We start from the raw sequence: 9,584 nt of genomic DNA on the forward strand, positions 1-9,584 counted from the left end.
CAGTGTTACCACTGATAAAAAAAGACAGACATAAAAAAGCTGTTGAGAACAAAGTTTCTCAACAGCCTGTAAAAGGGAACCGCTGAATAGCGATTCCCTTTTTTACTGTTTTTATAGTACGCCAAACGTATGCAAGTACACGATGACAATAACAATTGGAATGATGTAACGAAGTAAGATCATCCATGCTTTAAACAAATATTTCGCTGTTCTGGAGCCTGATATGAATTCTTCATATACAGCTTTTTTATCCATGCGATATGAAACAAAAAAGGAAATTAACAGAGCACCAAATGGCATTAAAATATTAAGTGTTAAATAATCAAGCGCATCGAATAAAATTTTCCCACCAAACGTCATATCTGATAAAACACCAAAAGATAGAGCTGAAGGAACTCCAACAATGAAGATTAAAATCCCCAGAGTCCAAGATGCTTTCGTTCTCTTATCACTGTTCCCTTTTGTTACTGCTGCTACGATTGTTTCAAGTAAAGAAAATGCAGATGTTAATGTAGCAAACAAGAATAACGCTAGGAAAATTGTTAAAAACAAGCCGCCAAACGGAATTTGTTCAAACACAGCTGGTAGTACGTTAAATAGTAATCCTGGCCCTGCTGTTGGCTCTAAGCCAATTGAAAACACAGCTGGAAAAATCGCTAGCCCAGCAAAAATTGAAACCAAAATGTTTAGTCCTACAATCATTCCACCTGAACGCTGCAGACTTTCCTCTTTATTTAAGTAAGAACTGTATGTGACCATGATTGAAATCCCAATACTAATTGCAAAGAACGATTGACCCATGGCATATAAAATACTTTCAGATGTTAGCTTTGTAAAATCAGGATTTAAGAAAAATGCTACTCCTTCCATCGCACCATCTAATGTTAATGAACGAATAATTAATGCAATAAATAAAATAAATAGTGCTGGAAACATGTATTTATTTGCTTTTTCAATTCCATTTTGAACACCTTTAGCAACGACAACAATCGTAATAATCATAAAGAGTAATTGTCCTATAACCGGTGAAAAAGAGCTTGAAATTGTATCATTAAATAAAGCTGCGTAATCATCTGTTGAACCTACCAATTGATTTGTAACGCTTCTGTATAGATATAATATAATCCAACCACCAACAACGCTATAGAATGATAAGATGACAAAACTCGTAATAACTCCTAGACGTCCTATCCATACCCATGCGGTTCCTGGAGCAATTTTTTCATATGCAGAAATAGCGTCTTTTTGTGTGCTACGCCCAATAACAAATTCAGCTAATAGTAAAGGCAAGCCGATTAATAACGTAAAGAGTAAGAAAATTAATAAAAACGCGCCTCCCCCACTAGTTCCCGCAACATATGGGAATTTCCAAATTGCGCCGATTCCAACTGCTGAACCTGCTGCTGCCATGATAAAACCTAACTTTGATGTCCATTGATTTGTTTGATTCATCTTGATGTTCCTTTCCATCTAAATTTCTTCAACAAAAAAAGCTGGCCTAACGTCTCTTTACAACAAGAGACGTTAGGCCAGCTGACCTCCGCGGTACCACTCTTTTTGATTTTAATTCATCGATTAAAATCCACTTTACTTGTACATCACGTACAAACCTTCTAACGGAGGTTATGCGTTAAGATATAATAAGAAGTGAATTCCGTTCTATCTTAAGAGCTCCTGGGCGAGTTCAAGGTCATCTTATACTGTTTCACACCAACCAACAGCTCTCTGTTATAATTAGATCCTCTACTACTCCCAATCAACGCAAAATGTATATTGAAGAATTTAGTCAATTTATTTCGAAAATTTATAATATACGTATCATAAGTCTTTTTCTCTATAGTGTCAATCACTTTTTCTTATTTTTTTCTCTATTTTTCTACAAAATTCGTCATTTTATGCATATATTTTTAACTTACATAGGCACCATGGTATACTGACTATGAAGTAAAAATTTACATATTAGGAGTGGTAATTAATGTCCTCATCTCAGCGTCTTTTACATCATTTTTCAGCTCATCGTAATGTAACAAATATGTTAATTGATAAGATTGAAGAAAATCATTATGATTATCAACCAACACCAACATCTATGTCAGCATATAAACTCACTACACACATGCTTACTTCTTTTTACACATTTGCGAAAGTAGCACAAGAGGGCAACCTTGCTCCATTGGAAGAAAAGCATGATATTGAGCAGAAAAACTTATCGGAATTAGCCTCTCATTATACTGAAAAAACAAAAGACATCCTAGCTTCTTTAACAGACGACCAGTTAAACTGCGTTATCGATACCTCTGCGGTATTTGGTCAAAAGATGCCCGCAAGCCAATTAGTGTCAATGGCAATCGATCATGAAATTCATCATAAAGGTAACTTATTTGTATATGTTCGAGAAATGGGTCATACAGACCTACCTCTATTTGTAAAGTGGGGATAATTCAGCAGCTTAATTGACTAGCAGTCAATTAAGCTGTTTTTTAAGAAGCTTGTAAATAAAGATAGAAGGGTCGTTCTATTTTGTCAGAATTGTGATATAATTTTACTATTCAATCGATTGTCTCTTACGTATTTTTCTCCTTAAGCTGTATTGATTGAACGACATGTTCTCGAACTACCTTTAATAAGGAGGCAGTATCAATATGAACCGCACACTCTCACACTCTTCGTTTATTTCGTCTTTTGGTGGAAATGTAATGAACATGCTCTCTCCTCAAGTTGGTGAAAACATCTTAGAAATTGGCTCAGGTAACGGATACATGGCAAATCAGCTTAGCTCTCTAGGTGTGAACATAACAGGTATTGATTCGTCGGAAAATATGATTGAACAGTCACAGCATCATTACCCTCACGTCCACTTTATGCGCGTCAATGCACTGGATTTAGACTATGAAGATCAGTTTGATGCAGTATTTTCCCAAAACACGCTTCACCTTATTCACCCTCCTACTGTTGTTATTAAAAATATTTATCGCGCGCTCAGACTACAAGGACGCTTTGTGACAGAGTTCAATGGCCAAAACCACCTTTATCCTGTTTTTAACGAGGTGCTGCGCCAGCTTGTCGTTTTCAATATTATTTCATCTAATTTTTCTCTCCCTTTTTATTTTCCGAGTATTGGAGAATACACTTCCTTGCTTGAGCAGCATGGATTCGATGTTCAAAGCGCTATTCATTTCATACAGCCTCTCGTTTTACAGCACGAAGATGGCCTTCGTAACTGGCTTGATACACATGCATCATCTCTTTTCAATAATATAACGCCTGAAACAAAACAAATTATCTTTAATAGAGTTGAAGACAAGTTACAAAAAACATTTTTCAAACAAGACGAATGGTGCTTGCCAGCAGCTTATATTCGCGTACAGGCTGTAAAAACAATCTAACATTACAAATTAGCAAAAAAGCCATGCGGTACTTCACCACATGGCTTTTAGAACGACAAAGACATTATTTAAGATGAAGCATATACCCTTTACCTCGCACTACCTGAATATCAAGCGTTTGTCCTATTTTTTTGCGAACTCGGTACATTAAAGAATTAAGCTCTTCCGGATTAACAAATACATCATTTTTTTCCATCACTCGTTCTGGCCAAACTTGTTTTTTGAGCATTTCTTTTGAAACGAAGGTATCGTGCTGTTGAAGTAAATACGATAAACACGCATATTCCTTCTCTGATAATACATATACTTCATCTTTTACTCTAATCTTTTGAAGTACGGGATCAAGTTCATATTGCTTAGATGTGTGAATCTCATTTAATAGTGGACCTAAATCTAATGTTGCGTCCATGTCTTGGCTAATAAATGTTAAGACAGCTGTATCATTTGCAATTGATATTTGATCCTGATGCTGCAGTGTATATGAGTGAGCGGGAATAAGCTTTTGTCCATTTATTTGCGTCCCATGTTTGCTATTTAAATCAATAAGCTGATAGTTGTTTTCATTGGTAGTGATTTTAAAGTGCTTACGAGAGATGTATGCGCTTTGAAACGCTAAATCAGGCAACCATCCATCTCCTTTTCGTCCAACTATAACAGTAGATTGTTCAAGAGGGACAGATGTTCCATTTACAAACGGAGCACCATGCTGAATAATGAGTGTACCATTCATCTGCATTACCTCTTTTTTCAGAATTTTCTTTATCTTGTTATGTAATTATGATTATCGTATTTATTGCGATTGTATGTTACTTTCGATACTATCAACCTATCCACTCTTTTTATAATATATGTTCAATTTGTACAAGTAAATAATTTCAGCAAAGTTTAAGTGGATAGTCATAATTAAACTCATGAATTAAATTACAGTTTATTCTTGATAAACAATAATTAGTTATTTTGGCATATGCATATGTGATTACCTTCACAAATCTTATCTCTAAGCAAGTTACTGGAGGAAACAAAATGAACCGTGTAGCACAAGAAAAAGAAATTAAAGCGATTAAAAGACGTGTTGCTGTTGTACTACTAATTATGGGATCGTTCTTATTAACCGGCATAAGCTATGGAATTTATTCTATTATGATGCTGAACCTACATATATGATGATGTAAAAGAGTTTGGGACATAACAAAATGATGGCTTCTAAAAGACGAACACTAGCTGTTCCCATCTCTTTGGTTTGTCTCAACACGTTCGTTCCATTGCGCTACAGCCACTCGCTTTCCGCGGGGAGGAACCTGAGCTTCCTCGCTGCGCTGCGGGATCTCCGTTTTCCCTCTCTTTCCCGCAGGAGTCGAGTGTCCTACGCTCCATTCCATCCTGTTTCCAACATTGTTTTCACAATCAACAAAAAACCTGAACGATTAAAAGTTATGAACTCTCAATCGTTCAGGTATAGTAGAGGCTGAACTACTTATGTCTCAGTCTCTTTTTACTATTCTTTGTTTGCAACACCTGCATCTGCAAATGTAGCCATCTCTTTAATCATCAAAGACGCTGAATGAAGAAGTGGAAACGCGATAGCTGCGCCACTTCCTTCACCAAGACGCATCTGTAAATTTAATAATGGTTCTTTTTTTAAAATGGACAGAGCGAATCGATGACCTGGCTCAACAGATTGATGGCTTGCAAACATATAGTCGGAAGCTAATTCATTCATTTGGACAGCAAACACAGCCGCTGTAGTACAAATAAACCCGTCCACAATGATTGGTATTCGGTATGAAGCTGCTGCAAGCATTGCGCCAACCATTCCTGCAATCTCAAGTCCTCCAAAAGCTGACAAAATGTCAATCGGATCTTTTACATCATATTGTCTATCTGCTAATGCTTGCTCAATTCTTTCTATTTTATGCTTTAGTTGTTGAGAAGTGATTCCTGTACCGCTGCCGACTAGCTCTTCTACTTTATGATTTGTTAAAGCAGCTAGTAGAGCTGTGCTAGAAGTAGTATTGCCAATTCCCATTTCTCCAACAATTAAGCACTTTATTCCTTTGTTAATTAGGCTTGTTGCTTCATTTATACCTATTTCAATCGCTTGCTCAACTTCATTTCTCGTCATTGCATGTTCATTGCAAAAATTGCGCGTACCCATTCTGACTTTTCGGCACGAAAGTTCACTGTGTTGAACAGTAGTGGCAATTCCAATATCCACAAGTTGAAATTGAGCTCCAATTTGCTTACTAAATACGTTAATAGCTGCGCCACCTTCTAAGAAATTAAGCGCCATTTGAGCAGTTACGCTTTTTGGGAAAGCTGATACCCCTTCTTCAACAACCCCATGATCTGCTGCAAATACCAGTACTCCAGGTGGTGTAACGGTTGGAAAAATCTCTTGTGTAATGCCAGCCAGATTAATTGCTAGCTCTTCTAACCTTCCTAAACTTCCTTGAGGCTTTGTTAGCGTGTCTATATACTTTGCTGCTGCTTCTGCAGCTTTAACATCTAGAGGTTGAATCTGTATGCTTGTCAAATTGTTGTACACTCCTTATTTTTTCTATATTCCTTACTTTATCAAATACTAAATTAGATTGGCTATATTTTTTACATGCCACTTGTTACAATGCGGCTACTTCACTCTTTTTATAAGTAGTTAACGTATATAAACTCTTGTTTCAACACAATTTATAGAAAAGGCTAAATGTGAAAGGAAGAAAAATGTGAAAGAACAACTCTCCTCTTTTGTTAAACAGTTTAAAGATTCAGTTACTAACGCTGCTAATGAGATTCAACAGAAAGCAAAGATTATGTTATCCCCTGATTGTGCCACTGTTTTTGAGTTATATGAGTGGGTAAAAGATCATTCTGAAACCCGTATTCAAAAACAATCGCTGCTTAACTTCAGTTATTGTTTTTATTCACTTAAGCTGGACGATGCCAGTTATTATATGGAAACAAAAGATAGCTATCTGCTGTACATGTCGATACAGCAATCCACAGGAGATTCTTTTACTTACAACTCTTACAAGAATTCCATCCATGATAAAATTAGCATTCCGTTTCCCTCAAATCAAAAAAGCACGATTTCCTAAACGAAATCGTGCTTTTTCACTCATAACTGTTATTTACCTTTGCGAACTTTAAAAAGAAAGAAAGCAACGAGAAACCCGCCAATCGCGGTTAACAGTTTCCACATATGTACAATTGGATTGCTCTTCAATTCGTAAGTTTCTCCTTTCCTTTCATAACAACTAACGTACAACTTTATGCATTTCCATACTATACCATAATTTGTTTATAAATTGCAATAAACGATTACTTTTCATAGTGTAGCCATCTTGATTTTTCTCCGCCCATTTTCTCATAAAAATTCTGAGCAACTTCATTATCAACAGCTGTTTCCCAGGATAACCCCACTAAATCATTTTCTTTTACGTATGTTTCACATGCTTGAAATAATTTTTCTCCTACTTTGTTTCCGCGATTCATTGGCAATACGTATAGATCGTTTAAAATAGCTGTTCTCTTTAGCTTTAATGTACTGAAGGTTACATAAATGGTTGCAAAACCAAGCAAGCGATTTTGTTCTTCAGCTACGTATTGAACTCCTTTTGATGAATCGGCTAATAATAACTCAAGATGAGAAACTATCTCTTTTCGTGGCGGTTCCGGCTGATGGTAAAAATCAACAATGTATTCTTTCATCAGTGTTGCTAGTCGTTCAACATCCTTTTCAACTGCACATCTAATAACAACCATATGCTCACTCCTCTAGTTAAACAGTATGAAAATTCAACTATTTATTATAGCATAAATTGGATATTTCACAGAACAACCTATTAGATTAATAATCTCTCGAAAGAAAGGCATACGCTGGACAAACTTCCCATATATTATCAATGTACTAGCTTTTTGACAATTAATGAATAACTTTTTATATAGGGTGAGGACTATTTTTACTCGAGCAATCGTTATTTTTTGTGGTAGTTTATTAATCGGCTTAGGACTTAATGGGTTTATTGCACCCCATCATTTATTGGATGGTGGACTTATCGGCTTGGGCTTAGTTATTTATTACATGATTGGCTTGCCAATCGGCATATCCATTTTATTAGTTAATATACCTGTTTTTATTTACGCATTTTTTTACCATCGCAAACATTTTTTCTATGGCAGCATTGGGTTACTCTTTTCTTTTTTTATGACAGAAAAGCTAAACGTTATTGGTGGGAGTATGGAAATACCTTTACTGTTTAGTTCCATAATTGGAGGCGTGCTAACTGGTATGGGAATCGGTTTAATGCTTCGATATGAAGTTAGCTCAGATGGTTTTGATCTTATCGCTTTAATTATTTCAGCAAAGTGGCCGATTAATATTGGTCTTGTTATTTTTCTATTGAACAGCTTAATTATGCTTATCGGCTTACATATCGTGGGTTTTACAGCTTTTTGCTACTCAATGATTGTCATCATGATGAGCAGCTTTATGATTATTACTTTCACTTCAAAGAAATGGATACCATAATAAAAAAAGCGCCATATCCAGGCGCTTTACATATTACCAACGTACATATCTAAATGATGGGGAAGAACCGAAATTGTTGCGGGCGTAGTTGTTTCTTTTTCACCATCACAATCTACAGTCTTCTGTGGAGTAGCGTCAATTGTTACTCGTTTTGTCTTAAAATGTAACAGCTGACTTGTTGGGTCCATTTGCTCTTCTCCAGGCGCTGTTTGAAGCCATTTGATGAGAGGCTCAAGAGCCATTTGTTTGACCACATATACATCTAAAAGCCCATCTTGAAACGAACAATTTCCTAAAACAGCTCGGTTTCCACCAAGGAAAGGACCGTTGCCAATCAAAACCATTACTGCTTCACCCTCATAAGTCGTTTCATCGCTATCAACTTCTACCTCAAAAGGTTCTACTTGGCTAATCGTTCTCCCCACACTCATATAATATGAGAACTTACCAAACTTTTCTTTCCCATCTTCTAAAATGTTCTCAGAAACGTCTGCTACAAGGCCGATTCCCCAGAAGTTTAAAAAGTATTGTTGATTATGCTTGCCAACATCAACTGCAATTTTCTTTTGTGCAATAATTTGCTCTACTGCTTTCAATGGATTTTGATTCATGCCAATTGCACGAGAGAAATCATTACATGTTCCTCCTGGAAGAATTGCGAAAACGGGGCATTGTTCAAGTGGTGCAATGGCATTCACAAGCTCATAGATGGTTCCGTCTCCCCCAGCTCCAATAATGACATCCACATCAGAAGCGATTTCTTTTACAATTTCACTTCCATGGCCTGGAGCCTCGGTTTCGTATAACTTCACCTCTGAAAAGGCTGTTTTCAATCTATCACAAATAAGTTCAATCGACTCAATTAATTTTTTATTACCTGCGTTTGGGTTTAAGATAACAGCTACTTTCATGTTTGTCTCTCCTATACATTACGTTTATTTGTCAATGTTCCCCTATTTTTATTAAGTTGAAACATGAACTTTTTCTGATGTGAATTTTGAACGTTTTATGACACTCTGTAAAATAAAATATTCTTCTTCTAAAAGCTGATATAATATCTTCCTAGAGTATGGCATTATTTGAAGGAGATGAAGCACGTTATGTCAATTAAATATATGACTCAGCTATTTGCAGCTTGTTTCATATTTCTTTTATCAACGGCAGCAACATGGTATGAGGGATCCAATTTGACTGATGATTCGTTTGAATGGACAGATTCAGCAAAATATACCTCGATTGCTACTTCTCCTATTACCTCTGGATACGATATTTCACAGGTGGACTATTTTATCTATGCAGCTAAACTTTATCCATTTTTCCCTATAGTGATGCTTATAAGCGGCTTGTACTTACTTATTCTCCTTCTCGTTGCTGCTTTTAAGAATCGTTATTCATATATGAGTTTTTGTTTATTTATGCTAGCAACTCTGCTTTTTTTGCTAGGTTATAAACTATCGGCAAGTCCGTCTATTGGAGGGCTAGCTCTCATGAAAACGTGCTTAACCACCGGTTCTTTCGTGCTGATTTTTAGCTTTTATTATGGTTTAAAATTTATCAGAAACCATAAGATTCCATTCTTATCATCATAATTATTTATCTATTATTCACTAGCGTCGCATAAATTTTAACTGAATTTTCTGTTTTCTTATTTTTCCTTTTATAAAGAAAAACGA

12 protein-coding genes and 1 other annotated feature are annotated in these 9,584 nt (G+C 36.0%); of the genes, 6 read left to right on the forward strand and 6 right to left on the reverse strand.

What is annotated here, in order from left to right; all coding sequences use genetic code 11:
• Positions 1-111 precede the first annotated feature (111 nt).
• Entirely contained in the window at positions 112-1,452 is a 1,341-nt protein-coding gene (locus AC1UFB_RS13880) for a sodium-dependent transporter (RefSeq protein ID WP_100347178.1), read from the reverse strand.
• 62 nt (positions 1,453-1,514) lie between these two features.
• Positions 1,515-1,769: a binding site (T-box leader), on the reverse strand.
• 206 nt (positions 1,770-1,975) lie between these two features.
• Here AC1UFB_RS13880 and AC1UFB_RS13885 point away from each other — a divergent pair.
• Positions 1,976-2,440 carry a DinB family protein gene (locus tag AC1UFB_RS13885; RefSeq protein ID WP_025909987.1) on the forward strand — a complete coding sequence of 155 codons (465 nt, stop codon included), beginning with the start codon at positions 1,976-1,978 and terminating at the stop codon, positions 2,438-2,440.
• 202 nt (positions 2,441-2,642) lie between these two features.
• Positions 2,643-3,386 (forward strand): class I SAM-dependent methyltransferase, encoded by a 744-nt coding sequence (locus tag AC1UFB_RS13890; protein ID WP_025909986.1) that lies wholly within the window; start codon positions 2,643-2,645, stop codon positions 3,384-3,386.
• A 64-nt stretch (positions 3,387-3,450) separates the two neighbouring features.
• Here AC1UFB_RS13890 and AC1UFB_RS13895 read toward each other — a convergent pair whose 3' ends face one another.
• Entirely contained in the window at positions 3,451-4,116 is a 666-nt protein-coding gene (locus AC1UFB_RS13895; protein ID WP_100347177.1) for an FHA domain-containing protein, read from the reverse strand.
• 293 nt (positions 4,117-4,409) lie between these two features.
• On the opposite strand from AC1UFB_RS13895, the gene AC1UFB_RS13900 reads away from it, so the two are divergent.
• Positions 4,410-4,550 carry a hypothetical protein gene (locus AC1UFB_RS13900; protein ID WP_167556122.1) on the forward strand — a complete coding sequence of 47 codons (141 nt, stop codon included), beginning with the start codon at positions 4,410-4,412 and terminating at the stop codon, positions 4,548-4,550.
• A 53-nt stretch (positions 4,551-4,603) separates the two neighbouring features.
• Here the strand turns inward: AC1UFB_RS13900 and AC1UFB_RS13905 are convergent, their stop codons facing one another.
• Together AC1UFB_RS13905 and cobT are read right to left on the reverse strand one after the other, a co-directional pair.
• The gene (locus AC1UFB_RS13905; protein WP_156413431.1) at positions 4,604-4,765 is read right to left on the reverse strand and encodes a hypothetical protein; all 162 of its coding nucleotides are present in this window, start codon (positions 4,763-4,765) and stop codon (positions 4,604-4,606) included.
• A 116-nt stretch (positions 4,766-4,881) separates the two neighbouring features.
• Positions 4,882-5,919 carry a nicotinate-nucleotide--dimethylbenzimidazole phosphoribosyltransferase gene (cobT, locus tag AC1UFB_RS13910; RefSeq protein ID WP_025909984.1) on the reverse strand — a complete coding sequence of 346 codons (1,038 nt, stop codon included), beginning with the start codon at positions 5,917-5,919 and terminating at the stop codon, positions 4,882-4,884.
• Positions 5,920-6,106: 187 nt separating this feature from the next.
• Here cobT and AC1UFB_RS13915 point away from each other — a divergent pair, with 187 nt between their 5' ends.
• Positions 6,107-6,478, forward strand: coding sequence for a hypothetical protein (locus AC1UFB_RS13915; RefSeq protein WP_100347176.1), 372 nt, complete (start codon positions 6,107-6,109; stop codon positions 6,476-6,478).
• Between the two features lie 223 nt (positions 6,479-6,701).
• Here the strand turns inward: AC1UFB_RS13915 and AC1UFB_RS13920 are convergent, their stop codons facing one another.
• Positions 6,702-7,145 carry a GNAT family N-acetyltransferase gene (locus tag AC1UFB_RS13920; RefSeq protein WP_025909982.1) on the reverse strand — a complete coding sequence of 148 codons (444 nt, stop codon included), beginning with the start codon at positions 7,143-7,145 and terminating at the stop codon, positions 6,702-6,704.
• Between the two features lie 163 nt (positions 7,146-7,308).
• Between AC1UFB_RS13920 and AC1UFB_RS13925 the strand changes: the two genes are divergently transcribed.
• Positions 7,309-7,911, forward strand: a complete 603-nt coding sequence (locus AC1UFB_RS13925) for a YitT family protein (RefSeq protein WP_100347175.1) — start codon at positions 7,309-7,311, stop codon at positions 7,909-7,911.
• A 26-nt stretch (positions 7,912-7,937) separates the two neighbouring features.
• On the opposite strand, the gene AC1UFB_RS13930 is transcribed toward AC1UFB_RS13925, so the two are convergent.
• Positions 7,938-8,822: a diacylglycerol/lipid kinase family protein gene (locus tag AC1UFB_RS13930; RefSeq protein ID WP_025909980.1), complete on the reverse strand. Its 885-nt coding sequence runs from the start codon at positions 8,820-8,822 to the stop codon at positions 7,938-7,940.
• Between the two features lie 189 nt (positions 8,823-9,011).
• Between AC1UFB_RS13930 and AC1UFB_RS13935 the strand changes: the two genes are divergently transcribed.
• Positions 9,012-9,500: a DUF4306 domain-containing protein gene (locus tag AC1UFB_RS13935; RefSeq protein ID WP_100347174.1), complete on the forward strand. Its 489-nt coding sequence runs from the start codon at positions 9,012-9,014 to the stop codon at positions 9,498-9,500.
• Positions 9,501-9,584: the final 84 nt, after the last annotated feature.

The organism is Priestia sp. KCTC 13724 (assembly GCF_056820425.1).

Excerpts from the sequence above, each read along its gene's own strand:
- AC1UFB_RS13900 (WP_167556122.1), top strand. The coding sequence starts at position 4,410 with ATGAACCGTGTAGCACAAGAAAAAGAAATTAAAGCGATTAAAAGACGT.
- AC1UFB_RS13890 (WP_025909986.1), top strand. The coding sequence starts at position 2,643 with ATGAACCGCACACTCTCACACTCTTCGTTTATTTCGTCTTTTGGTGGA.
- AC1UFB_RS13905 (WP_156413431.1), bottom strand. The coding sequence starts at position 4,765 with ATGGAATGGAGCGTAGGACACTCGACTCCTGCGGGAAAGAGAGGGAAA.
- AC1UFB_RS13935 (WP_100347174.1), top strand. The coding sequence starts at position 9,012 with ATGTCAATTAAATATATGACTCAGCTATTTGCAGCTTGTTTCATATTT.
- AC1UFB_RS13880 (WP_100347178.1), bottom strand. The coding sequence starts at position 1,452 with ATGAATCAAACAAATCAATGGACATCAAAGTTAGGTTTTATCATGGCA.
- AC1UFB_RS13925 (WP_100347175.1), top strand. The coding sequence starts at position 7,309 with ATGAATAACTTTTTATATAGGGTGAGGACTATTTTTACTCGAGCAATC.
- AC1UFB_RS13930 (WP_025909980.1), bottom strand. The coding sequence starts at position 8,822 with ATGAAAGTAGCTGTTATCTTAAACCCAAACGCAGGTAATAAAAAATTA.
- AC1UFB_RS13920 (WP_025909982.1), bottom strand. The coding sequence starts at position 7,145 with ATGGTTGTTATTAGATGTGCAGTTGAAAAGGATGTTGAACGACTAGCA.
- AC1UFB_RS13885 (WP_025909987.1), top strand. The coding sequence starts at position 1,976 with ATGTCCTCATCTCAGCGTCTTTTACATCATTTTTCAGCTCATCGTAAT.
- AC1UFB_RS13895 (WP_100347177.1), bottom strand. The coding sequence starts at position 4,116 with ATGAATGGTACACTCATTATTCAGCATGGTGCTCCGTTTGTAAATGGA.